This window comes from Lentzea sp. NPDC058450 (assembly GCF_042721395.1).
In the GTDB taxonomy this organism is placed as follows: Bacteria; Actinomycetota; Actinomycetes; order Mycobacteriales; family Pseudonocardiaceae; genus Lentzea.
This window is the reverse complement of the sequence record NZ_JBHXLO010000005.1, coordinates 190037-214145: the sequence shown is the minus strand read 5'-3', so window position 1 is coordinate 214145 and position 24109 is coordinate 190037. Positions and strand designations below refer to the sequence as shown.

The 24109-nt window shown below is 69.6% G+C and carries 24 protein-coding genes; 11 read left to right on the top strand and 13 right to left on the bottom strand.

From position 1 onward, the window contains the following. Positions 1-181 precede the first annotated feature (181 nt). Genes ACFWNN_RS10960 through ACFWNN_RS10945 form a run of 4 tightly spaced genes read left to right on the top strand, consistent with a single transcriptional unit; the run spans position 182 to position 2919 of the window. On the top strand, positions 182-1072 hold the full coding sequence (locus ACFWNN_RS10960; protein WP_382439699.1) for a TIGR01777 family oxidoreductase: 891 nt from the start codon (positions 182-184) through the stop codon (positions 1070-1072). Next, positions 1069-1647 (top strand): phosphatase PAP2 family protein, encoded by a 579-nt coding sequence (locus ACFWNN_RS10955; protein ID WP_382439698.1) that lies wholly within the window; start codon positions 1069-1071, stop codon positions 1645-1647. Before ACFWNN_RS10960 ends, ACFWNN_RS10955 begins: the two co-directional genes overlap by 4 nt. Then, positions 1604-2350 (top strand): lipoyl(octanoyl) transferase LipB, encoded by a 747-nt coding sequence (gene lipB, locus ACFWNN_RS10950; protein WP_382439697.1) that lies wholly within the window; start codon positions 1604-1606, stop codon positions 2348-2350. Before ACFWNN_RS10955 ends, lipB begins: the two co-directional genes overlap by 44 nt. Before the next feature lie 56 nt (positions 2351-2406). Next, positions 2407-2919 (top strand): hypothetical protein, encoded by a 513-nt coding sequence (locus ACFWNN_RS10945; RefSeq protein WP_382439696.1) that lies wholly within the window; start codon positions 2407-2409, stop codon positions 2917-2919. Between the two features lie 215 nt (positions 2920-3134). On the opposite strand, the gene ACFWNN_RS10940 is transcribed toward ACFWNN_RS10945, so the two are convergent. Genes ACFWNN_RS10940 through ACFWNN_RS10930 form a run of 3 tightly spaced genes read right to left on the bottom strand, consistent with a single transcriptional unit; the run spans position 3135 to position 5397 of the window. Continuing rightward, complete coding sequence (locus ACFWNN_RS10940; RefSeq protein WP_382439695.1) at positions 3135-4067, bottom strand: LLM class F420-dependent oxidoreductase; 933 nt, start codon at positions 4065-4067, stop codon at positions 3135-3137. A 26-nt stretch (positions 4068-4093) separates the two neighbouring features. Next, complete coding sequence (locus ACFWNN_RS10935) at positions 4094-5104, bottom strand: CaiB/BaiF CoA transferase family protein (protein WP_382439818.1); 1011 nt, start codon at positions 5102-5104, stop codon at positions 4094-4096. Further along, the gene (locus tag ACFWNN_RS10930; RefSeq protein WP_382439694.1) at positions 5101-5397 is read right to left on the bottom strand and encodes an antibiotic biosynthesis monooxygenase family protein; all 297 of its coding nucleotides are present in this window, start codon (positions 5395-5397) and stop codon (positions 5101-5103) included. Before ACFWNN_RS10930 ends, ACFWNN_RS10935 begins: the two co-directional genes overlap by 4 nt. Before the next feature lie 93 nt (positions 5398-5490). Between ACFWNN_RS10930 and ACFWNN_RS10925 the strand changes: the two genes are divergently transcribed. Next, complete coding sequence (locus ACFWNN_RS10925) at positions 5491-6267, top strand: cyclase family protein (protein ID WP_382439693.1); 777 nt, start codon at positions 5491-5493, stop codon at positions 6265-6267. A 170-nt stretch (positions 6268-6437) separates the two neighbouring features. On the opposite strand, the gene ACFWNN_RS10920 is transcribed toward ACFWNN_RS10925, so the two are convergent. From ACFWNN_RS10920 to ACFWNN_RS10890, 7 genes are all read right to left on the bottom strand, one after another. Further along, positions 6438-7340: an acyltransferase domain-containing protein gene (locus tag ACFWNN_RS10920; RefSeq protein WP_382439817.1), complete on the bottom strand. Its 903-nt coding sequence runs from the start codon at positions 7338-7340 to the stop codon at positions 6438-6440. An 85-nt stretch (positions 7341-7425) separates the two neighbouring features. After that, positions 7426-8640: a ketosynthase chain-length factor gene (locus ACFWNN_RS10915; RefSeq protein WP_382439692.1), complete on the bottom strand. Its 1215-nt coding sequence runs from the start codon at positions 8638-8640 to the stop codon at positions 7426-7428. Beyond that, positions 8637-9905, bottom strand: a complete 1269-nt coding sequence (locus ACFWNN_RS10910; RefSeq protein WP_090059926.1) for a beta-ketoacyl synthase — start codon at positions 9903-9905, stop codon at positions 8637-8639. The genes ACFWNN_RS10915 and ACFWNN_RS10910 overlap by 4 nt, the downstream gene beginning before the upstream one ends. Beyond that, a complete protein-coding gene (locus tag ACFWNN_RS10905) occupies positions 9902-10615 on the bottom strand; it encodes a hypothetical protein (RefSeq protein ID WP_382439691.1) in 714 nt (237 codons plus the stop codon). Before ACFWNN_RS10905 ends, ACFWNN_RS10910 begins: the two co-directional genes overlap by 4 nt. Positions 10616-10816: 201 nt before the next feature. Then, complete coding sequence (locus tag ACFWNN_RS10900) at positions 10817-11752, bottom strand: aromatase/cyclase (RefSeq protein WP_382439690.1); 936 nt, start codon at positions 11750-11752, stop codon at positions 10817-10819. Positions 11753-11781: 29 nt separating this feature from the next. Then, a complete protein-coding gene (locus ACFWNN_RS10895; protein WP_285647185.1) occupies positions 11782-12033 on the bottom strand; it encodes an acyl carrier protein in 252 nt (83 codons plus the stop codon). A 160-nt stretch (positions 12034-12193) separates the two neighbouring features. Then, the gene (locus tag ACFWNN_RS10890; protein ID WP_382439689.1) at positions 12194-13003 is read right to left on the bottom strand and encodes a BTAD domain-containing putative transcriptional regulator; all 810 of its coding nucleotides are present in this window, start codon (positions 13001-13003) and stop codon (positions 12194-12196) included. 210 nt (positions 13004-13213) lie between these two features. Here ACFWNN_RS10890 and ACFWNN_RS10885 point away from each other — a divergent pair, with 210 nt between their 5' ends. From ACFWNN_RS10885 to ACFWNN_RS10865, 5 genes are all read left to right on the top strand, one after another. Continuing rightward, positions 13214-13408, top strand: coding sequence for a hypothetical protein (locus ACFWNN_RS10885; protein WP_382439688.1), 195 nt, complete (start codon positions 13214-13216; stop codon positions 13406-13408). After that, a complete protein-coding gene (locus tag ACFWNN_RS10880) occupies positions 13405-15666 on the top strand; it encodes a TOMM precursor leader peptide-binding protein (RefSeq protein ID WP_382439687.1) in 2262 nt (753 codons plus the stop codon). Before ACFWNN_RS10885 ends, ACFWNN_RS10880 begins: the two co-directional genes overlap by 4 nt. Beyond that, positions 15666-16343, top strand: coding sequence for a hypothetical protein (locus ACFWNN_RS10875; protein WP_382439686.1), 678 nt, complete (start codon positions 15666-15668; stop codon positions 16341-16343). The genes ACFWNN_RS10880 and ACFWNN_RS10875 overlap by 1 nt, the downstream gene beginning before the upstream one ends. A gap of 99 nt (positions 16344-16442) precedes the next feature. After that, positions 16443-18704: a sensor histidine kinase gene (locus ACFWNN_RS10870; RefSeq protein WP_382439685.1), complete on the top strand. Its 2262-nt coding sequence runs from the start codon at positions 16443-16445 to the stop codon at positions 18702-18704. A gap of 39 nt (positions 18705-18743) precedes the next feature. Further along, a complete protein-coding gene (locus tag ACFWNN_RS10865; RefSeq protein WP_382439684.1) occupies positions 18744-20564 on the top strand; it encodes a histidine kinase in 1821 nt (606 codons plus the stop codon). Here ACFWNN_RS10865 and ACFWNN_RS10860 read toward each other — a convergent pair. Beyond that, positions 20528-21535, bottom strand: a complete 1008-nt coding sequence (locus ACFWNN_RS10860) for a ketoacyl-ACP synthase III family protein (protein WP_382439683.1) — start codon at positions 21533-21535, stop codon at positions 20528-20530. The genes ACFWNN_RS10865 and ACFWNN_RS10860 overlap by 37 nt on opposite strands. Positions 21536-21540: 5 nt before the next feature. Continuing rightward, the gene (locus ACFWNN_RS10855) at positions 21541-22128 is read right to left on the bottom strand and encodes a flavodoxin family protein (protein ID WP_382439682.1); all 588 of its coding nucleotides are present in this window, start codon (positions 22126-22128) and stop codon (positions 21541-21543) included. A gap of 108 nt (positions 22129-22236) precedes the next feature. On the opposite strand from ACFWNN_RS10855, the gene ACFWNN_RS10850 reads away from it, so the two are divergent. Next, positions 22237-22842 (top strand): DNA-binding response regulator, encoded by a 606-nt coding sequence (locus ACFWNN_RS10850; RefSeq protein WP_382439681.1) that lies wholly within the window; start codon positions 22237-22239, stop codon positions 22840-22842. 18 nt (positions 22843-22860) lie between these two features. Here ACFWNN_RS10850 and ACFWNN_RS10845 read toward each other — a convergent pair. Continuing rightward, on the bottom strand, positions 22861-24109 hold a 1249-nt coding region (locus ACFWNN_RS10845; RefSeq protein WP_382439680.1), incomplete at its 5' end, for an NAD(P)/FAD-dependent oxidoreductase.

Sequence of the window (24109 nt, the reverse complement as noted above, 5' to 3'; positions counted from 1 at the left end):
CGCGGTGCGTTCAGGCCCGGCCTGGACGCTCTGAGCAGCACTGATATCCGATATATCGGATATCAGCAGAGTGTGACCTGAAGGCCACCCCGGTTTGCCGGGGTGGCCTTCGGCACATCCTGGGTCCGGTATGTCTCTTGTGGCTGTGCATGCGGTGCTGGAGTGGGGAACGATCTAGGTCATGCGGGTAGTCATCGCGGGATCTTCGGGCTTGATCGGAACGAGCCTGGTGGCGTCGATGCGCGCCGCCGGGCACGAGGTGCTGCGGCTGGTGCGCCGCAAGGCCGCCGCGCCCGACGAACGCGGCTGGGACCCGTACGCCGGACGCATCGACGAAGGCACCTTCGACGGCGTCGACGCCGTCATCAACCTGTGCGGCGCGGGCATCGGCGACAAGCGGTGGGACGACGCGCGCAAGCAGGTCCTGCACGACAGCCGCGTCGTACCGGCCGAGGTGTTGTCGGCGGCGTGCGTCGACCACGGCGTGCCGGCGCTCGTGAACTCGTCGGGTGCCCACTTCTACGGCGACACCGGCTCGCGCCTCGCGGACGAGGACGCGCCCGGCGGCCACAGCTACATGGCACGCCTGACCCAGGACTGGGAGGCGGCGACGGCGGCGGCGCAGGAAGGCGGCGTGCGGGTCGTGCTGATGCGCACCGCTGTCGTCATCGCTCCGTCGGGCGGGGTGTTCGGCCGGCTGAAGCCCGTGTTCCAGTTCTTCCTGGGCGGCAAACTCGGAACGGGCGAGCAGTTCTTCCCGTGGGTGTCGCTCGACGACGTCGTGTCCGCCTACCGGTTCGTCGTCGAGCACGACGACGTCCGCGGGCCGGTGAACGTGGTGGGCCCGACACCGGCGACGAACGCCGAGTTCACCAAGGCGGCCGGCGCGGCACTCGGCCGGCCGACGCCGTGGACGGTGCCCGCGTTCGCGCTGAAGACGCTGCTCGGCGCCGAGATGGCGCAGGAGCTGCTGCTCAGCGGTCCCGGCCTGACGCCGAAGGTGCTGGAGAGCAAGGGCTTCCACTTCCTGCACCCGGCGCTGCCGTCCGCACTGACCGCGGCGGTCGCATGACTCGTGCGCTCGCGGCGGTGCTGGTGATCTCGTGGGTCCTGCTGGGACTGCCCGAGACGACCTCGCTCGACGTGTGGGTGCACGACGTGGTGCCGCGACCCGAGTGGTTGCAGGCGACGGCGTTCGCGATCGGCCTCGTGCTGGGGCCGACGATCGGGTGGGCGTTCGCGGCGGTGTTGTTCGTGCTGGCGTGGAAGCGGCGCGACCCGCGCCTGTGGAAGGCGCTCGCGTTGCACGGGATCTGCTGCGCGACGCTGCTGACGCGGTTCCTGTTCGACCGCGTCCGGCCCGTCGAGTACCACCTGCCGAGCTACCCGAGCGGGCACACGGTGGCCATCGCGTCGGTCGGGTTCACGCTGGTCGTGCTGCTGCGGCGAGGCGTGCTGTGGGCGGCGCTCGCGGTGCTCGTCGGCGGGTTCGCGAGGGTCGTGCTGGAGATGCACTGGGTCACCGACGTCATCGGCGCGGTGCTGGGTGTGACGGGCGTCGGGCTTTTGGCAGCCATGGCTTTGGGGTTGGTAACGTCGGGTCGTGAACTCGTGTCGCACCTCGACAGACCCCGTCGTCATCCGTGAGCTGGGGCTCATCGACTACATGGCGGCGTGGGACCTCCAGAAGGAGATCGCGGAGGCACGCGCCCCCGGCGCTGACAGCACTGTCGCCGCCGGTCCCGACACCCTCCTGCTGCTCGAGCACCCGCCCGTCTACACCTGCGGCCGGCGCACCCTCGACGAGGAACGCCCGCGCGGCGGCAGCACCCCGGTCATCGACGTCGACCGCGGCGGCAAGATCACCTGGCACGGACCCGGCCAACTGGTTGGTTACCCCATCGTCAAGCTGTCGGACCCGATCGACGTCGTCGACTACGTCCGCCGCGTCGAGCAGGGCCTGATCGACGTGTGCGACCAGCTCGGCGTGCACACCGGCCGCGTCGAGGGCCGCAGCGGCGTGTGGCTGCCCGCCGACGACCGCGGCCCCGAACGCAAGGTCGCCGCCATCGGCATCCGTGTGCAGCGCGGCGTGACCATGCACGGCTTCGAGATCAACTGCAACGCGAGCCTCGATGCGTTCGGCGACATCATCCCGTGCGGCATCAAGGACGCGGGCGTCGCTTCGCTCTCGCACGAGCTCGGCCGCGACGTCACCGTCGCCGAGGTCCTGCCGCTCGCCCGTGACTCTGTGCTCGCGGCGCTCGACGGAACGCTCCCCCTGACGGACCGCACTTTGGCCCGCACTGGCCCCGTCGCGCCGGGGATCACCTTCGCTAGCATTCCGTAGCCCTGCGGCGGGGAGCGGCGGAGTTCTCCTCAGGGCATTCCGGAGGAGGGTGCGTCGTGAGGTTGTCCCGACGCCAGTTGTTCGCGGCTGCCGGTGTCACGGCATTGGCGGGTGGAATCACGTCGAGTGGTTCGGTCGTGGCCGTCGCGGCCGCGCAGGACGAGAAGCCGGTGCGGACGTGGTCCGGTGAGATCCAGGTCGCCGAGTGGGAGCAGTACTACCTCGGGCTCGACGGTGGCGCGCGCCAAAAGGCGCTGAGCGCGTTGGGGATCGCCTATCGCGACGGCGTGCGCGCGGACGAGCAGTACCTGATGGTGCCGGTGGAATCGGTGCGCCGGGCCGCCTTGGAGTTCGGCGACCACGCGGCCGCCGACGTGCTGCGCGCCCGGTTCGGCCTCGACTCGCCGTCGATGCTCGGGCGCGGGTTGAAGCTGGTCCTCGGGCGGGACGGCCTGGAGCAGCGCTACCTCGACGACCCCGCGCTCCAGCTGCGATACATCGGATATCGGCGGAGGTTCGCGGGCCTCGTCCTGCCGATGCCGGCGGCGGTGCGGCGGGCGCTCGCCTGATATCCCGTATCCGATATCCGGTACGCGATATATCGCATGACGGATATCGACCACCCCACCTAGTACATCGGATATGGGATATCGGCGGGCGGGGCGAGGCCGCCGGACGCTGATATATCGGATACGGGATATCAGCAGGTCAGCAGCCCCATATATCGGATATCGGGTAGTGGATACGGGCCGCCGCCGGCGTCCACCACCCGATATATCGGATATCAGGCCAGCTGCGGGGCCACGTCCGAGGCGACGTCGGTGATGTGGTCGAGGTCGGCCAGGTCCAGGACCTGGAGGTAGACGCGCTGGATGCCCGTCGCCTCGCGCCACGCGCCGATGCGGTCGACGACCTCGGCCGGGGTGCCGGCGAGGCCGTTCTGCTTGAGTTCGTCGACCTCGCGGCCGATGGCGGCGGCGCGGCGGGCGACGTCGGCGTCGGTGCGGCCCACACACGCGACCAGGGCGACCGAGCGGGTGATGTCCGACGGAGCGCGGCCGATAGCCTCGCAGGCGGCGTCGACGCGGGCGAACTGCTCGACGGCGGCGTCGATGCCGACGAACGGCAGGTTGAACTCGGTGGCGTAGGAGGCGGCCAGTGCCGGGGTGCGCCGCGCGCCCTTGCCGCCGATCAGCAGCGGGATGCGGTCCTGCGCGGGCTTGGGCAGGGCGGGCGAGTCGGTCAGCGTGTAGTGCTTGCCCTCGAACGAGAAGGTGCCGCCGGCCGGGGTCTGCCACAGGCCGGTGATGATGGCGACCTGTTCCTCGTAGCGTTCGAACCGCTCCCCCAGCGCCGGGAACGGGATGCCGTACGCGGTGTGCTCGGCCTCGTACCAGCCGGCGCCGATGCCGAACTCCACGCGACCGCCGGACATCTGGTCGACCTGGGCGACGCTGATGGCGAGCGGTCCGGGGTGGCGGAAGGTCGCCGCGGTCATCAGCGTGCCCAGGCGGATCGTCGACGTGTCGCGGGCGAGGCCGGCGAAGGTGATCCACGGGTCGGTCGGGCCGGGCAGGCCGTCGGCCGAACCCATCTTCAGGTAGTGGTCGGAGCGGAAGAAGGCGCCGTAGCCGGCGTCCTCGGCCGTCTTCGCGACGCGGAGCAGGTCGTCGTAGCTCGCCCCTTGCTGGGGCTCGGTGAAGATGCGCAGTTCCACGACCAACAACTTAGCGAAGGCAAGTTTCAGTCGGGACGAGCTTCCGGGGAGAAGCGCGGGGCGGGGACGGCGGCGCCGTCGGCGGTGAAGACTCCGCGCGCCACCAGGTGCGGGTAGGACGCGGCCTCCTCCAAGGTCAGCACCGGGGTCACACAGGCATCCGTGGACGCGAACACCGAGGACCACTCGTCGCGGGTCCTGGTCAGGAACGCCTCGGCGAACGTCTTGCGCAGCAACGGCCACGAGTCGCGGTCCATCTGCGCGGGAAGATCATCCCGGGACAGCCCCAGACCGGCCAGCAGCAGCGCGTAGAACTGCGGTTCCAGCGAGCCGACGGCGACGGAACGGCCGTCCGCGCACTCGTACAGGGCGTAGAACGGGCAGCCGCCGTCCAGCAGGTTCGAGTCGGGCGCGTCCTCCCACACCTCCTGCGCCTTCATCGACCAGATCATCTGCGCGAGCGACGCCACACCGTCCACGATGGCCGCGTCGACGACCTGGCCGCGGCCGGTGCGCTGGCGTTCCCACAACGCCGCCAGCACGCCGAGCACCAGGTACAACGACCCGCCGCCGAAGTCGCCGACGAGGTTCAGCGGCGGCTTGCCGATCGCGTGCAGCAGACCGGTGACCGACAGGTAGTTGATGTCGTGGCCGGCGCGGTCGGCCAGCGGACCGGACTGGCCCCATCCGGTCATGCGGGCGTAGATCAGGCCGGGGTTCACCGCGAGGCAGTCGGACGGCCCGAGCCCGAGCCGTTCCAGCACGCCCGGCCGGAAGCCCTCGATCACGACGTCGGCGTCGGCGATCAGCGACAGCACCAGCGCACGGCCCTCGGACGACTTCAGGTCCGCGGACACCGAACGCCTGCCGCGCAACAGGAAGTCGCGGGAGGCGTCCGGCACCACGGACAGGCCGCCGGACGGACGTTCGACGCGGGTGACCTCCGCGCCGAGGTCCGCCAGCAGCATCGCGCCGTGCGGGCCGGGACCGATGCCGCCGAACTCGACGACCTTCAGTCCGGACAGGGGAGACATCAGGCAGAGGCCTCGAACGACAGGCGCGGGTTGAAGATCGCGCCGGACGACTCGGCCAGGCCGCGCATCGCCTTGGCGTGGTTGCCGAAGTCGGGGTGGGCCAGCGCGGCGCGCAGGGCGTCGGCGCTCTCCCACAGCGCGATGTTGATGTAGGAGGCCGGGTCGTCGAGCTGGCGCGAGAGCGTGTACTGGATCAGGCCCGGCTGCTCGCGCAGGAACGCCGCCGTCTCGTCGAAGGCCTTCTCGAACTCCTCGGGGTCACCGGTGAGCGTGAAGCGGTTCAGGAAGGTGATCATGAGAGAGCTCCTCTAAAACGGTGTCAGACCACGGAAAACTCTGCACACCGCGTCTTGAGACGTGCTCAAGGAACGCCCGCCAAGCTCAGCACCATGCGCATCATCGATCTGTCTTCCCACATTGACGCATCCGCGTACGAAGCGGACCCGGTGACGCACGAGGTGCTCACGGCCGCCCAGGGCGCGGAACACATGGCCGAGCAGCTCAAGGCGCGGCTCGGCATCGAGTTCGACGTCTCCGTGCTGCGGGACTCCGAGTTCCTCACGCTGGACCGGATCAGCCTGACCTCCCACACCGGCACGCACGTCGACGCCCCGAGCCACTACGGGTCGAAGACCACGTACGGCAACGGGATCCCGCGCCACATCGACGAGATGCCGCTGGAGTGGTTCCACAACCCCGGCGTGAAGCTCGACGTGCGCGGCCACGGCACCGGCGTCATCGGCGTGGAGGTGCTGGAGAAGGAGTTCGCCCGCATCGGTTACACGCCGAAGCCGATGGACGTCGTCATCCTCGACACCGGCGCCGCCGAGCACGCGGGCACCCAGACCTACTTCACCGACTACACCGGACTCGACGGCCCCGCCACGAACCTCCTGCTGGACCTCGGGGTCAAGGTGATCGGGACGGACGCGTTCAGCCTCGACGCGCCGTTCCCGGACATCGTCAAGCGCTACCTGCAGACCAAGGACGAGAGCGTGCTGTGGCCCGCGCACTTCGCCGGTCGCGACCGCGAGTACTGCCAGATCGAACGGCTCGCGAACCTGGACGCGTTGCCGGACTTCGGGTTCACCGTCGTCGCGTTCCCGGTCAAGATCAAGGGCGCCGGCGCGGGCTGGACCCGTGCGGTCGCCCTGTTGGACGACTGAAACCGGACAACCGTTCTTCAAGTGAGAGCTGAATCACCGTACCTACCCTCGTAGGTATGGAAAACAGCGATTCATGGCCACCAGAGAACGAAGACCACATCATCCGAGGCATCGACTAGCAGGCACTAAAGGGCCGCCCTCCAGGAGAGGGCGGCCCTTTTATATTGCGGCTAAACCAAACGGGCGCGAGCGGTCTCCACGGAGTCGTGCGCGTCCAGCAACGGCAACACCTGCGACGCACCCGACCGCACGGCCTTCGTGCGGCGCGCGAACGACGTCAGCGTCTGCCCGGGACCCGCTTCCACCAGCAGCACGTCGTACATCGCCACCAGCTCGTTCAACGCCGGTCCGAAGTAGACGGCGTCGGTCAGCTGCCGGGTCCAGAACCGCGCCGACAACGCGTCCTCGGAGGTCATCAGCTTGCCCGTGTACCCCGAGTACAACGGCATCGACGGCGCGACGGGCGAGGCACTCCACGACGCCAGCGCCTCGTCCACGGCCGGCTGCATCGCCGGGCTGTGGAACGGCGTCGACGCGGGCACCGTCACCACGATGTACTCGTCGGCCTCCAGACGGGCCCGCACCCGTGCCAGCGGCTCGTCGGACCCGGCCAGCATGGTCTGCCGCGCCGAGTTCACCGCGGCGATCGCGACATCGCCTTCCAGGTACGGCAGCAGATCCGCCTCCGAAGCGGCGACGGCCAGCATCCCACCGGACGGAATCGGCACCGCCGACAACACCCGGTCCCGCACCAGGGAAACCGCTTCCTCCAACGAGAACACCCCGGCCAGCGTGGCCGCGACGACCTCACCCGCGGAGTGCCCGATCAACGCCACGGGCTCGACACCCCACGACAACACGGTGCGCCCCAACGCGTAGTCCACCGCGAACAGCAACGGCTGCGCGCGCGACACGTGGTCGATGTCGGCGCCGGCCAGCCAGTCCTCGCAGGCCACCGACCCGACGTCCCCGAACAGCTCGAACACCTCGTCGATCACCGAGGTGAACACCGCGTCCGTGCCGTACAGGGACGCCGCCATCCGCGGGTACTGCGATCCCTGGCCCGGAAACATAAGTGCTACGTCCACAACACGCCTCCAGAAACGGCTCAAGGGCCGCGAGAGAGGAAAACACCCTCGCGGCCCTTGAGGCATGACATCACCTGTACTCGCGAACCACCATGGCGGAGTTGAAGCCGCCCTTGCCGCGGCCGAGCACCAGAGCGGCCTTGATCTTGCCGTGCCGCGCCTCGTTCATCACGAGGTCGAGCTCGTACTCCGGCACCACGTTCTCGACGTTGACGGTCGGCGGGATCGCGCTCCAGTAGATGGAGAGGATCGCCGACGCCACGTCCAGCGAGCCACCACCGGCGAAAAGCCTGCCGGTCATGGTCTTCGGGGCCGTCACCGGCACGCCGTACGGCCCGAAGATGCCCTTGATCGCCTCGGCCTCGGCCTTGTCGAGCTCCGGGATGCCCGCCGCGTCGGCGAACACCACGTCGATCTCCGAGGCGTCCATGCCGGCGTCGCGCAGGGCCAGCTCGGCCGCGCGCTTCAGGCCCGGCTCCCGCGACGGCATCCGCGAGTCGAACGTCGAGGCGTACCCGACGATCTCGCCGTAGATGCGCGTCCCCGGCCGTCCCGCCGCCGACTCCGGCGTCTCGACGACCATGATCGCGCCGCCCTCACCCGCGACGTACCCGGAGGCGTCGCGGTCGAACGGCAGGTAGGCGCGCTTCGGGTTGTTGTTGCGGGACAGGCAACCCGACGCCTGGTGGGCGACCCACGCCCACGGGCACAGCGAGGAGTCCATGCCGCCCGTCAGCGCGAGCTGCACGCCCTTGCGCAGCTGCCGGCGGGCGTGGCCGATGGAGTCGATGCCACCGGCCTGCTCGGACACCACGACCGCGCCGGGACCGCGCGTGCCGTGCCGGATGGAGATCTGGCCCGTGTTGACCGCGTAGAACCACGCGAACGACTGGTACGCCGAGACGTACTCCGGACCCTGGTGCCACAGCTTCTGCAGTTCGCGCTGACCGAACTCGTAGCCACCGGCGGTCGCCGCGGTGATCACCGCGATGTCCGTGTCGGGGATGTCGTTCGGCTGCACACCCGCACCACGCAACGCCCAGTCCGTGCCGACGAGTGTCAGCCGCGTCATGTGGTCCGTCTGCGGCAGCAGGCGACCCTGCAGGTGCCGCCCTGCCTCGAAGCCAGGCACCTCACCGGCGATCTTCGCCCAGTAGTTCGCGCTGTCGAACCGGGTGATCGGCCTGATCGCCGCCTCACCGTGCAGGGTCGCCCGCCAGTACGCGGTCGGCCCCAATCCGTTCGGCGACGCGATGCCGATTCCCGTCACCACCGCCCGAGTCACCGACCTGCCCCTTCCACCTTCTTGAGCACCATGGCGCTCTGGAATCCACCGAAACCACTGCCCACGGTCAGGACCGTGTTGACCTTCTTCTCGCGCGCGACCAGCGGCGTGTAGTCGAGGTCGCACTCGGGGTCCGGCTCGTGGAGGTTCGCCGTCGGCGGGATGAGGTCCTGCTCGAACGCCAGCAGCGAGCCGACGATCTCCAGGGACCCGATCGCGCCCAGCGAGTGCCCGATCATCGACTTGAAGCCGGAGACCGGGGTCTTGTAGGCGTGCGCACCGAGCGAGCGCTTGAAGGCGGCCGTCTCGTGCAGGTCGTTCTGCTTGGTGCCCGACCCGTGCGCGTTGATGTAGCCGACGTCCGTGGCGTCCGCCCGCGCCTGCTTCAGCGCGATGTTGATGGCGTCGGACATCTCGATGCCCTCGGGGTGCAGGCCCGTCATGTGGTAGGCGTTGCACCGCGAGGCGAAGCCGCCGATCTCACCGTAGATGTGGGCGCCGCGGGCACGGGCGTGCTCCAGCTCCTCCAGCACGATGATCGCGCACCCCTCGCCCAGCACCAGGCCGTCGCGGGTCTTGTCGAACGGCCGGCAGGCCGTTGTCGGGTCGTCGTTGCGGGTGCTCGACGCGCGGATCACGTCGAAGCAGACCACGGTGATCGGGGAGAGCGGGGCCTCGGTGCCGCCGGTGACGACGACGTCCGCGGAGCCCTCCATGATCAGCTCGGCCGCGTAACCGACCGAGTCGAGACCGGACGTGCAGCCCGTGGAGACCACGGAGACCGGTCCTTCCGCGCCGACCGTCCACGCCAGCTCCGTCGCCATCGAGGATGGCGTGAAGTAGTCGTAGAGGTGCGGGACCGCGTAGGACTGGTCGACCTCCCAGTACTTGCCCCGGTCGGAGCCGACGATGAACTCGCGCTCCAGCGAGGTCGTGCAGCCGACCGCGGTGCCGAGCGAGACACCGATGCGGCCGGGGTCGAGCTGGTCGAACTCGATGCCGGAGTCGGACATCGCCTCACGACCCGCGACCACGGCGAACTGCGCGGCCCGGTCGAGCCGGCGGATCTCCTGCGGTGTCAGGCCTTCGCGCACTGGATCGAAATCTGCTTCCCCCGCCATGCGGGAGCGGTACGGAGACGCGTCGAAGTGCGTGATGTTGCGAGTCGCCGTACGCCCTTCGGACAGCAGTTTCCAATACGCCTTCGTTCCGATGCCACCAGGTGCGACCACGCCCACCCCGGTGATGACGGCGCGACGACTCATCGGACACCTCCAATCGCCTTCTGTGCGGACACGGTCTGCTCCAATCTCGGACAGGGCACGGGAGCGATACCTGTTTCTGCCGAATGAACCGATGGTGAAACGGCCCGATCGAGGCCACCTCGAACGACGGCGTAGGACCCCTGTACGAGGCTTGCCCCCGCATCCGCGGCGAACAGCTGCTTCGCCTGCGAACCGCCTTCGTCGTGACAACCAAATCCCAGGGGCACACCGGTTTCCGCGACCGAGGAGACGATCTCGCCGATCTGGTCCGGCCACAGCTTGCCCGCTGTGTCGTGCAACAACACGGTTTCCGCCCCAGCCTCCGCGGCGGTCAGCACGACCTCCAAAGCGTGTTCGGGGTCGATCAGCCAGCCGTCGAAGAAGTCCCGCGCTTCGACGATCACTCGTCGTTCCACGCGCACGAGTTGACGCACGGCGTTCCGAACCATCGAAATGCCGTGCCCCTGGACGATTACTGCCACCGCGGGCGTTTCCGCGGCTGTCAGTGCGGCGATGTCCTCAGGACCGCCTGATGCGATGAGGGTGGACGACCGCAACCGGAGCTCGATCGCCGCCCGGTGGTAGAACGACCGGGCGGGCCTGCCTCCGTCGACGAACGCGACCCCGAGCGCGTCGAGGCGCCGCGCCGCGACCAGTCTGTCCGAAATGGACAGGCTGGTGCGGCGCAGCGAGATGTCGTAGAGCTTCATCTAGAACCCCGACAGCAGCACTCGGGAGGCCTCGATCTCGTAAGCGCAATGCCCGACTTCCGAAGGACATCCCTTGCGCTGATGCTCGACCGCGGCCTTCTCCAGGTACATGGAGACCACGTAGAGTCCGTTGCGGCTCGCAGCGCGTGCGGCGGCTGTCAGCAAGTCCGCGCCACCCAACCCCATCGCTTCACCTCATCCTCATCCGTTCTCGGCGAATTCCTTCGCGTGCCGGAGCGTCGTGAGGCTGTTGGTGCCCAGCGCGTGACGGATGAGCTCGCGAGCGCGCTCGATCGTCCCGTCGGCACCCAGCACCTCGGGGATGACCTCGGGCCGGATGACGACGGTGTGGTGCGACGTCGCCTCGATGCCGGCCTCGATGCCGTCGCCGATGTCCTTGAACGTCCACCGGCCGACGTGTGCCGCCATGATCGGCGGGGTGTGCGTCTGCTTGTAGACGATGCCGTCGTACGGGGTGCAGACCCGCACCGAGTGCGTGGTGTGGATCGACCCGTCCGGGCTGCGCGTGTCCATCTCCATGGACTGCACCCCGGTGACGGCCTCCGTGAGGTCCAGCCGTGCCACGTGCGGCAGGCGCTCCGGCCACAGGTCGGACCGGTAGAGGAACTCGTAGACGTCCTTGCGGCTCGCGTGGATCGTGATGCTGTCCGAGAACGACAGCACCAGCTTGTCGTAGTCGTCGCCGTACTCGGCCGCCCGCTTCAGGGCGGCGAGCTCGGCGTCGCTGTTGTTGTTGACCGCGTTCAGGATGAGGTCGACCGCCTCCGGCTGCGCCGCGGTGAAGTGGTGGAGCAGATCGACCCGAGTCGCCGAGTCGGCGATCGGGACGATCCGCCACTCCCCACCCATCGTCTTCACCGGTGCCGCCGAACGTTCCTGCTCGAACTTGATGTGCAGGTTCGCCGGGTCGAGCTCGCGCCGGGACGTCCACGTGCGCACGTCACCGTTGGCGAACGCGTGCAACCGCAACCGCTCCGTCGAGCCGTCCCGTTCGAACACCTCGGCCTGCACCGTGGGTCCGAAGATGTACGGCCAGGTCGTCACGTCCGCGACCAGGTCGTACACCACCTTGGCGGGAGCCCCGATCATGACCGTGTGCGTGGTGGTGTGCGTCATGTCCGTCTCCGTATCCCGAGTCGCCGGCGTCAGGCCGCGATCTGTCCGTTGACCTTGTCCAGCAACTGACGCGGCGTCTCGAGGTACGCCATCTCGTCGTCGGCGATGGAGACCCCGTGCTTGCGCTTGATCAGCGCGACCGTCTCCAGCAGGGCGAGGGAGTCGAAGCCCAGCTCGAGGAACGGGAGGTCGAGAATGTCCTGGCCGGGCTTGAACGAGTCGTCGTCGCCCGCGGCCTCGTTGAGGATCTCCTTGAGACCCTCGATGGTCAGTGCGCTCACGGCTAGCTTCCTTTCCTCCAGCGGGCGGATTCCCGCGCGCCCACGTCTGAGGTTGCCAGCGCACACCTGTAGCTCAGTGGAGAGATTCTCGAAGAAACTGTTGTCTGACAAGCAAAAACGGCCCCCGCCACAGTGTGGCGAGGGCCGCTGGAGCCAGACTTCAGGCGAGAAGTCGTTGCAGCTGACGGGTTTCCGCGCTGTCGAGGCGCGGGTCGGACGTCAGGATGGCGTGCTGCAACGTCTGCAGGCGCGACGACGGTTCGACGCCGAGCTCCTCGATCAGGGTGTTGCGCAACGCCTTGAACGCGTCGAGCGCCTGCCACTGCCGGCCGGCGCGGAACAGCGAGATCATGTACTGCGCGCACAGGTTCTCGTTCATCGGGTTCTGCACGGTCAGCACCGAGAGCTCGGAGAGCAACGCCTTGTGCTTGCCCATCCGCAGCTCGGCGTCGATGCGCGCTTCGAGCACGCCGAGCCGCGCCTCCTCCAGGCGCACGATCTCGATGCCGAGCGGCATGCCGGGCCGCACGTCGACGACCGCGGCGCCGCGCCACATGTCGAGCGCCTGGCGCAGCAGCCGGGAGGCCGACGCGAAGTCCTCGACGTCGTAGGCCTGCTGGCCGGCGCGCGAGAGGCGTTCGAACTCGTGCACGTCGACGGCGTCCTCGGGCACGTCGAGCAGGTAGCCGCCGTACCGGGTGACCAGCACCTCCTTGGCCGCGCCCTCGCCGGACGTCGCCAGGGCGTCGCCGATGAGCTTGCGCAGCTGGAGGATGTAGGTCTGCAGGGTGGTGCGGGCGCTGCGCGGCGGGCGGTCGCCCCACAGCTCCTCGATCAGCGTGGGGACGGACACGACCTGCCCGGAGTGCAGCGCGAGCAGCGCCAGGATCTGACGTGGCTTGGCCGCGGTGGGCGTCACCGAGCGACCGTTCACCTTGGCCTCGACGGGCCCCAGGACCTTGATCTGCATCGCGACCCCTCCTTCGGTTCCGAGCACGGGATTAGTCTGCTCGGCCCAACGGGCGCGCGTTAGTGCACAGGCCATCGATGTCAGGTGAGTTCTGCCCGTGCCGGGTATGAAAACTTCATACGAGGGCGCATTAGCCGGTAACTACCGATCCATTACCGCTGGTCCGCATGATTACCCACATCAAATGACACGCAAACATCGGAGATGCACATGTACCCCACCGTCACCGTGGAGCACTTGTCTTCCGTCACCACCGCCAGCGACGACTCCGACGACATGAAGATCTACCAGTTCGACCGTGAAGCCTCGATGGACTACTACATCTTCACCTACGGCAGCTGCAGCGGAGGCAACTGCATCATCGGCAGCGGCTACACGAGCTACGACGAGGTCCTCGCAGCATGAGACCCGAACTGGCCGACCCCGACGAGCGGCGGATCGGGTTCAAGCTCCACCTCCGGCCGCAGATCGTGCAGGGTGAGGCCGTGTACCTCATCGGCGAGTCCGGGGTCACCGCGATCCAGGGCACGCACGTCGAGGCGCTGGCACCACTGCTCGACGGCACCAGGGACCTCACCGCGGTGCTGCGGGACCTTCCCGCCGGTCTGTCCGCCGACCTGGTGGAACGCATGCTCACGAGGCTCGCCGCGGCGGGTCTGGTCGGCAGGCGCTGCGCTGACGGCGGTCCGGCCACGACAGAGGCATCACTCGCGTACTGGGACGCGGCCGGGCTCGACCCGGCGGACGCGGTGGCGGCGACGACGACGTCGACCGTCTCCGTCGTCGCGGTCGGCGACGCCGATCGCGACGGGCTCGTGGAAGCCTTGCGCCACAACGGACTGACGGTCACCTCGGGGAGTGGTGACCTCACGATCGTGGTGTGCGCGGACTACCTGGCCCCCGAACTGCGCGACGTCGACGCCGCGCACCGCGCCTCCGGCACGCCCTGGATGCTGGTCAAACCGGTCGGCGCGCAGGTGAGCGTCGGTCCCTTCTTCACCCCCGGCGACGGCCCCTGCTGGCGTTGCCTCGCCACCCGCCTCTCGGCGAACCGCAAGGCGGAGGCGCACGTACGGGCACGGTGCGGACAACGAGGTCCGGCACCGCGTCCCGCCATCGGACTTCCGTCGCTGCGAGCGACGGCACTGGAGATCGCGTCGGTCGAGGCCGCCAAGTGGTTCGCGGGCGTCCGCCACGGGGCGCAGCGGTCGATCTGGAACTACGACAGCCTCACCATGAGGGTCACGCAGCACGAGGTGCGGCACCGCCCGCAGTGCTCGGGCTGCGGTGACCCCGGAGTTCTCGCGCGCAGGACGTTCGAGCCGGTCGAACTCGTCAGTCGCGTGAAGACCTCCTGCGACGGCGGCGGCCACCGGTCGTCGTCGCCGCAGGAGGTGCTCGACACCTACCGGCACCTGATCGGCCCGGTCACCGGCATCGTGCGGGAGATCCACCGCAACGACCGCGGGCCTTCGTTCTTCAACTCCTACCAGTCCGGGGCGAACATCGCGGCGTCCGGCGAAGGGCTCGAAGGCCTGCGCTCGGCGTTGCGCGCGGACAGCGGGGGCAAGGGCGTGACGCCACTCGACGCCGAGGTCGGCGCGCTGTGCGAGGCCGTGGAACGGCGCAGCGGCGCGTTCGCCGGCGACGAGGCACGCGTGAGCGGCAGCTACACCTCGCTCGGCGACCAGGCGATCCACCCGGACTCCGTGCAGCTCTACCACCCGCGTCAGTTCGGGGGCCGGGACGGCTGGAACGCCGAGCACTCGGCCTTCCAGCAGGTCACCGCGCCGTTCGACGACGACCAGGTGATGGACTGGACCCCGCTCTGGTCGCTGACCGAGCAACGGCACAGGTTCCTGCCCACCGGCATGCTCTACTTCGGCGCCCCCTGTCCGCCGAGCGTCACCTCGAACTCCAACGGTTGCGCCGCCGGCAGCAGCCTGGAGGACGCGGTCCTGCAAGGGCTTCTGGAACTCGTCGAACGCGACGCGGTCGCGATCTGGTGGTACAACCGCACTTCCGCGCCGGGCATGGACCTCGACGCCTTCCACGACCCGTGGATCGACGAGCTCCGCGCCGTGCACGCGGGCCTCGGCCGCGAAGTGTGGCTGCTCGACGTCACCTCGGACCTGGGCGTGCCGGCGATGGTCGCGGTGTCCCGCCGCACCGGCGGGGCGCGCGACGACATCATGTTCGGCTGCGGCGCGCACCTCGACCCGAGGATCGCCGCCCGGCGCGCGCTCACCGAGCTGAACCAGTGCATGCCGATGGTCTGCGAACCGATGGACCTGGGCGCGTTCGACGTCGACATGCGGCGCTGGTTCGAGAACACCCGGCTCGCCGAGCACCCCTGGCTGGAGCCCGACCCCGCAGTGCCGGCACGTCCGCCGTCGCACCACGTCTACACGCACCGCCGTGACCTCGTGGACGACATCAGGGCGATCCAGGACACCCTGGAGTCACTGGGGATGGAGCTCCTGGTGCTCGACCAGACACGTCCAGACGTGGGGCTTCCCGTGGTGCGGGTGGTGGTGCCGGGACTGCGGCACTTCTGGTCGAGGTTCGCTCAAGGGCGCCTCTACGACGTGCCCGTACAACTGGGTCGGCTGGCACGACCGCGCCGGTACGAGGAGCTCAACCCGATCCCGTTGTTCATGTGATGACCATCGCCCAGAGCGGAGGCGCCGTGGTGACCACGACCACGCAGTCACACGTCCCGGCAGGCAGGCCCCTGTGGTCCCTGATGGAGGACGTGTTCGTGGACGAGGGCTCCGAGCACCTCACGGTCCACGGCAGGTGGGGCGCCATCGAGATCGCCGACACCAGTCCGCTCGTGCGCGAGGCGTTGCACAGGATGAGCCTCGGCCCCGTCGCTCTCGAGAACATCTCGGCGCTGCACGAGAACTTCGTGCGGTGGAAGGCGGGCGCCGGGCCGTGCCTCGTGTGGCGCAAGCTGAAGAACACGCTCGACCAGCTGGGTGGGTGCCTGGTGCCGTCGCTCGGCCTGAACGACGGCGCGGGTCCCATCCTCTCGCTGGTGGCCGTCACCCGTGAGGCCGTGTTCGCCCTGCCCAGCATCGGGGACGACCAGATCGTCTCCATGCGGCCCCACACCGAGATCGAACGGCTCAACGGCGACCAGGCACTCAACTGCCCGGGGCGGGCCTACCAGGTGATCCTGCACAGCGCGCCCGCGACCGAGATCGCGAAGTCGTTGCTGCACACCGAGAGCACGATCAACCAGCTCGCGGAGTCGTTGCAGGTGGACAAGACCCTGGTCGCCGACGTGGTGGCCTATCTCGCGGGAGCCGACCTAGTCGCTGTGCAGAGGTGTTGAGCCGCCGCCATGTTGCTCCGAACGAGGACCGCAAAACGCGAGATTTCCCAGGAAGCGCCCGTATCATGGCCGCGTCCCGAACCTCGCGTGGGAGCCACTGTGACGCAACGACAGGAACGCTCGTCCGTGTCCCGTCGTTTGGCGTACTTCGTCATCAGCGTGGTGTTCGCCAACTACCTCCTCGACAACTTCCTCGACGTGGTGAAGGTCAGCGTCACGCCCGCCAGGGTCGTGGGCTCCCTCGCCTGTCTGCTCGCGATCGGGTACCTCCAGCTCGGGGTGTTCAGCAGGCCGGGCGCGGAGCTGCGGTCCCGCGCGGCGTACCTGGCGCTGGGCGCGATGGCGGCCCTCGTCTACGTCCCGCTGCTGTTCTTCCCGACCGAGTGGACCGGGATGCACGGCTTCCTCGCGGGCAGCGCGCTGCTCGTGCTGCCGGGCAGGATCCGCTGGCTGGTGTACGGCGCGGTGGCGGTGAGCAACGGGCTGATCCAGGCCTGGAGCGTTCCCGACCTCTCCACCCAGGTCTACTACATGATCTCCTCGCTGGTCGCGGGACTGGTCGTGTACGGCCTGTCCCGGTTGCCGTCGCAGGTGAAGCAACTGGAGGAGGCGCGTTCCGAGCTCGCCGCGCTGGCGGTGTCGCAGGAACGGCTGCGGTTCGCGCGCGACCTGCACGACCTGCTGGGGTTCAGCCTGTCCGCCGTCACGCTGAAGGTGGAGCTGGCCCGCAAGCTGCTCGGCGCGCACACCGAACGCGCGATGCGGGAGCTGGCCGAGATCCTCGGCATCGCCCGCGAGGCCCTGACGGACGTTCGTGCGGTGGCGTCGAGCTACCGCGAACTCTCGCTGGCGGACGAGATCGAGTCGGCGCGGTCCGTGCTGGCCGCGGCCGGTGTCGCGACGACGATCGACGCGGACCACCGCGAGCTCTCGCCGCGGTCGAGGACCGTGCTCGCGACGGTGCTGCGCGAGGGCGTGACGAACCTGTTGCGGCACAGCGAGGCCACCCGGTGCACCATCACGATCTCCAGCAGGGGCGACACGGCGACGATCGACATCGTCAACGACGGCGCTCCCGCTCAGGTCGACGCCGAGCGCGGCAGCGGCCTCACCAACCTCGCCACGCGCGCCACGGCCATCGACGGCTCCCTGCTCGCCCAGGTCTCGCCCGGCGGCACCTACCGGCTGCACGCCGAGGTACCGGCCGAGCCGGTGTCCGAGGAGCAGGCGGACGGCCCGCGACCGGCCGGCCAGTCGATGGCGACCCGGTTCGCCCAGGTGCTGTTCACCACCGTGGTGATCGGCTACGGCCTCATGTCGCTGTCGCAGGTCGCCTACGACTACCCCCACATGGGGCTGACCGGGATGGCGGTCGCGCTGCTCGCCACCGCGGTCCAGCTCGGCCTGGTGCTGGGCCTCGTCAGCCGCACCCGCGTCCGCCTCGGCCTGGCGGGCAGGCTCGCGGTGCTCGCCGTGATGGCCGTCTGCGTGTACGTGCCGGTGTGGATCTACGGCAACCCGCTCATCGCGGTGCCAGGCTTCCTCGCCGGGTCCGCCGCGCTGCTGCTGCCGCGCCTGTACGGGTGGGCGGCGTTCCTCGTGATCGCCGCGGGTCAGTACTTCATGTGGACCGCGACCGGCTTCACCGGCTCCTGGGTCGTGTACGGCCTCGTCGCCGTGACGAACCACGGGCTCGTGCTGTACGGGCTGACCCGGCTGCGGGTGATGGTGAGCGAGCTGCACGAGGCCCGCGAGGAACTGGCGACGGCGGCGGTGGCCCAGGAACGGCTGCGGTTCGCGCGCGACCTGCACGACCTGCTCGGCTACAGCCTCTCCGCGATCACGCTGAAGAGCGAGCTCACGCACCGGCTGGCCACGATCGACCCCGGCCGGGCCCGCCAGGAGCTGACCGAGGTCCTGGAGATCTCCCGGCAGGCCCTCGCGGACGTGCGGTCGGTGGCGCTGAGCTACCGGGAGCTGTCGTTCGACGAGGAGACCCAGTCGGCGCAGGCGCTGCTGTCGGCGGCCGACATCGAGGTCACCGTGCAGATCGACGCGTGCGACCAGCTGCCGACCGAGGTGAAGGTGACGCTCGCGACGGTGCTGCGCGAGGGCGTCACGAACCTGCTGCGGCACAGCAAGGCCGAGCACTGCGAGATCGTGCTCTCCAGCTCGCAGCACCTGGTCACGATGGACATCGTCAACGACGGCATCCCCTCGACGGAGCGCCGGTCGCCCGACGGCAGCGGGATCGGCAACCTGACGACGCGGGTGCGGGCGCTGGGCGGCGACCTGCAGGCCGGTCTCACGCCCGAGCACACCTACCGGCTGCGCGCCGAGATCCCGCTGCCGCTCAACTGAGGTCCTGATCAGCCGGTCCGGGTGCCATCATGCCTGCCCATGACGGCCGATCTCCCGAGACCGGGGCACGCATCCGTGTCCCGGCGGCTCGCGTTCGCCGTGATCAGCGTTGTGTTCGCCGGCTACCTGCTCAACGCGTTCCTCTACGTGCTCGACGCGGGCGCGACACCGGGCCGGGTCGCCGGGTCGCTCGCCTGCCTGGTGACGATCGGGTACCTCCAGCTCGGGGTGTTCTCGCGGCCCGGCACCGACCTGGGATCGGCGGGGGCACGCCTCGCGCTGGGGGCGTTGGCGGTCCTCGCGTTCGCACCGGTGGCGTTCTTCCCGACGGCGTGGGCGGGCATGCCGGGGTTCCTCGCCGGCAGCGCGCTGCTGGTGCTGCGCGGGCGGGCGCGGTGGGTGGTGTTCGTCCTGGTCGCGGCGGCCAACCCGCTGTCGAAGACCTGGTTCGGCGCGCCCGCGGGAGTGCTCGCGTACTGGTTCGCGTCCACGCTGACCGCGGGTCTCGCCGTCTACGGGCTGTCGCGGTTGCCGACGCTGGTCGACCGGCTGGAGACCGCCCGGTCGGAGCTGGCCGACCTCGCGGTGGCGCGCGCACGGCTGGCGTTCGCCCGCGACCTGGAGGACCTGCTCGGGCAGGGCCTGACCACGATCATGCGCGAGGCCCGGGTCGTCGGCGAGTCCGGGATCGCGCGGATCATCGGCATCGCCCGCGAGGCGCTGACGGACGTGCGCGCGGTCGCGTCGAGCTACCGCGAGCCGCCCTCCCCGACGGCACCGATCCCGGCTCTGTGGCCGCGGGCGCTGCTCACGGCGGTGGTGATCGGGTACTGCGTGATGGCGACGTTGCTCGCGTCGTTCGACCTCCGCGTGATGGCGGTCTGCGCGGTGAGCGGCGCGGTGATCGCGACCCTCCTGCTCGCCGTCCTGCCCCGCCGGCCCCGCCTGGCGCTCGCCGGGATCGCCGTGTGCGTGTTCGGCCCGCAGCTCGTGACGGGGAACCCGTTCGCGGGCGGCGTCCCCGGTTTCGCCGCGGGGGCCGCCCTGCTGGTGCTGCCGCGGCGGGCCGGCTGGGCGGGGTTCGGTGCCGTCGTCGCGAGCCAGGGCGTCGTGCACGTGGTGGCCGGCAACCCGCTCACGGACGTCGTGTGGGGCATGATCGCGGCCACCAACCACGGGCTGGTGCTGTACGCGCTGTCGCGGTTGTGGTCGATGGTGACCGAGCTGCAGCAGGCCCGCGAGGAACTGGCGACGGCGGCCGTCCTCCGCGAACGGCTGCGGTTCGGGCGCGACCTGCACGACCTGCTCGGGTACAGCCTGTCCGCGATCACGCTGAAGACCGAGCTGGCCCACCGGCTGCCGCCGGACCAGGCCCGCCGGGAGCTCGCCGAGGTGCGCGACATCGCCCGGCAGGCGCTCGCCGACGTGCGGTCGGTGGCGTCGAGCTACCGCGAGCTGTCGTTCGGCGAGGAGCTCGGGTCGGCCCGCGCGCTGCTGGCGGTGGCGGGCGTCGACGTCCGGGTCGACGCGGATGAGGTGCCCGCCGAGGTGGAGGTGACGCTCGCGACCGTGCTGCGCGAGGGCGTCACGAACCTGCTGCGGCACAGCAAGGCCGAGCACTGCGAGATCGCCTTTTCCACGTCGGGGCGACTCGTGGTGCTGGAGATCGTCAACGACGGGGTGCCAGCGGTTCGGCGGGAGTCCGGTGACGGCACCGGGATCGGCAACCTCACCGCACGGGTGCGGGCGCTCGGCGGCGCACTGCACGCCGGCCTCACGCCCGGGCACACCTATCGGCTGCGCGCCGAAATCCCGTTGCCGCGTCAGAGCATCTCGATGACCGCGCAGCCCCAGCTGTAGCCGGCGCCGACGCCGAACATCACGATCCGCTGGCCGGACTTCGCCTTGCCGGACTGCACCAGGTGGTCGAAGCTCGCGAACTGGTCGCCGGCGCCGAGGTGCCCGACCGTGCGGCTCCACGCCCACGTCGTGCGCTCCGGATCGAGGTCGTACGGCCGCAGGTAGTTCACGTCCAGCCGGCGGCGCCCGAAGTGCGGCAGGATCACCCAGTCCGCGTCACCGATCTTCATGTCGGCGTCGGACAGCGCCTGCTCGACGGCGAGCGCCTGGCCCGCGTTGGCCTTGTTGATGCCGTAGGAGAGCCCGAACTCGCGGCTGAACGTGTGCTTGGCCTCCTCGAAGTCCACCGGGATGCGGTGCGAGAAGGGCGCGAGCCCGAACGGCACGTCACCGCGGTGCAGCGGTTCGAGATCGCTGTCCGCATTGATCGCCAACGAAAGCAGCTTCGCGTAACCGCCCCGAGTGGACAGCACCAGAGCCGACGCACCGTCGCCGTAGGGCGTTCCGGGGTCGGTCCTCCAGCGGTCGATTCCGGGCAGGCAGAAGCGATCTGAGGACGTCAGGAGGGCATCCCTGCCGGGACGGGCGACCAGGTAGGAGACGGCGAGGTCCATCGCGGCCAGGCCACCGTTGGACATCTGCCGGATCTCCAGCGCCAGACAGGAGTTCCTGACCGTCTCGCGCTGGATGTAGGACCCGACCGGCCACAGGTCCTGGCCCTGGTGGTAGGTGGTGGCGTGCAGGATCAGGTCGACATCGCCGGGCTCCGACTTCGCCCGTGCCAACGCGACCCTGGCCGCCTCGACCGCCATCTCGGCCGCGGACTCGTGCGGGGACACGGAGACGGACTCGACGTCCGTGCGCGCGACGAGCTTCGGCTCGCACTCCCCCGACGCGATCGCGTCCGCGACGTTCAGCGTCGAGGGCAGGCGCACCCCGCTGCCGTTGACGAAGACATCCTTGACTCGCACCGCGGTCAGACCTCCTTCAGCGCGCGTGCCACGCGCACCACGCGTTCTGCCTGGACCTGGGCCGCCTGCAACGCGATCTCGTCGACCGGCAGGTTGTCCGCGCCCAGAACGTGAGAGGTGCCGTAGGGATTCAGGTTTCCACCCGGCGGCACGATGATCCCGCCGAAGTGGCAGACCATGTTGTAGATCGACACCAGCGTCGTCTCCATGCCCCCGTGCAGGCTGCCGCCGGAGGTGAAGGCGCTGTAGACCTTGTCCGCCAGCAGGCCGCTGAACCACGCCGGCCCCAGCGTGTCGATGAACTGCTTGAGCTGCGAGGACACGTTGCCGAAGCGGGTCGGCGTGCCGAAGACGACGGCGTCGGCCCACAGCACGTCGTCGACCGCGGCGATGGGGACGTCCTTCGTCTCCTCCAGGTGCTCGGCCCACGAGGGCCGTGACCGCCAGACGGCCTCGGGAGCGAGCTCCGCGGCGCGCACCAGCCGCACCTCGGCGCCGTTCTTCTCGGCCGTCTCGGCGATCTCCGAGGCGAGCCGGTGAATCGTTCCCGTCGAGGAGTAGTAGACGACCGTCAGGTTGACGCCGCGTTCCATGACGCATCCCTTCGCGAGGTTGCTCGGTTCACCCTTGCCGGGGCGCCTTGATGTGGCGTGGAGCGCGACCTGAACGTTGGGAGATATGGTGTCGCGCGGAGGGGCGCGATGATCAGGGTTCTGCTCGCGGAGGACATGCACATGGTGCGCGGTGCTCTCATCGCGCTGCTCAACCTCGAACCGGACATCGAGGTCGTGGCCGAGGTGAGCTCGGGCGACAAGATCGTGCCGGCCGCGCGCCAGCACGGTCCGGACGTCTGCGTCATCGACATCGACCTGCCGATCCTCGACGGGCTGAGTGCCGCGACGACGATCCGCGAGACGATGCCGCAGGTCAGGACGTTGATGCTGACGTCGCTCGGCCGTCCGGGGACGCTGCGCAGGGCGTTGGCCGCCCGCGTGGACGGCTTTCTGCTCAAGGACGCGCCGCCGACGGAGCTCGCGGACGCGATCCGCCGCGTCGCCGCCGGGGAACGCGTCGTCGACAGCCAGCTGGCCCTGGCCGCGTGGGACCGCGGCGAGTGCCCGCTGACCGACCGCGAGCTGGAGGTCCTGCGGCTCGCGGCCGCCGGCGCCGACTCGCCTGACATCGCTGTCGCGCTGTCGTTGTCGGTCGGCACCGTGCGCAACTACATGACCACGATCATGACCAAGCTGAACGGGCGCAACCGGGTGGACGCCATCCGCATCGCCGAGGAAGCCGGCTGGTTGTAGCGCGGACGGCGTGCCCACTCAGGCCGCTTTCTGCTGGCTCGCCCGCAGGTCGAAGCCCGGCTGGGCGACGATCTCCGGTGTGAGCGCGTTGCCGTTCTCGAGGATCCTCCTGCCCATCAGGAAATCGATGGGGCGGTTGTACGCCTCGATCCCGATGAGCCTGCCCTGCTTGAAGCAGAACACCGAGAACTTGCCCTCGGCCGGGTCGCCGACGGTGACCGTGCGGTCGTGGCCGTTGGTGAGGCCCGCGGTCTGCAGCTTCACGTCGTACTGGTCGCTCCAGAACCACGGCAGGGCGGTGTAGGGCTCCGCGCTGCCGAGGATGGCCGCCGCGACCGTGGTGCCCTGGTCGGTGGCGTTCTGCACTGATTCCAACCGGATGAGCCCACCGGCGTGCGTGCTCGCGAAGCTCGCGCAGTCGCCGAGCGCGTGGACGCGCGGGTCGACGGTGCGCAGGTGGGCGTCCACGACGATGCCGTTGTCGACGGCGAGGCCGGCGCGCTGGGCGATCTCCGTGTTGGGGATGACGCCGATGCCCGCGACGACGAGGTCGGCGACGAGCACCGTGCCGTCCGTCAGCTCGACGAGGCCTTCCTTGACGGCGGCGACGCCCGTGCCGGTGAGGATCTGGACGCCTTCGCTGCGGTGGCGGTTGACGAGCTGCTCCGCGGTCGCCGCGGACACGGCCCGTTGCATCACCTGCGGCTGCGCCTCGACGACGGTCACCTCGTGCCGGAGTTTCCGCACCACGGCGGCGAATTCCAGGCCGATGAACCCACCGCCGATGACGACGACGTCGAGCCCGATCTGGCCGTCGAGGCGTTCCTTGATGGCGTCCGCGTCGGCGATCGAGCGGAGGTTGAGCACGTGTTCGGCGCCGGGGATCGGCAACGGCCGCGGCCGCGCCCCCGTCGCGAACACCAGGTGGTCGTAGCTGACGGTGCGGGCACAGCCCAGCACCGCGACCCGTGCCTGCCGGTCGACCCCGATCACCCGTTCGTTCCGGATGAGCTTGATGCCGTGGTCGTCGTAGTACGAGTCCTGCCTCAGCACCAGCCCGGCGAGGTCGGTCTCCCCCGCCAGGTAGGCCTTCGTGAGCGGCGGCCGCTGGTACGGCGGCGCGCTCTCGTCACCGATGAGCGTGATGGGGCCGCGGTGTCCCTGCTCGCGCGGCGGCAGTGGCCCGAGACGCAGAGCCGGCGCCGCCCCCCCCACGGCCTCAAACAACCCCCGCTGCGCGCCTCGTTTGTACCAGACCACCCGCGAC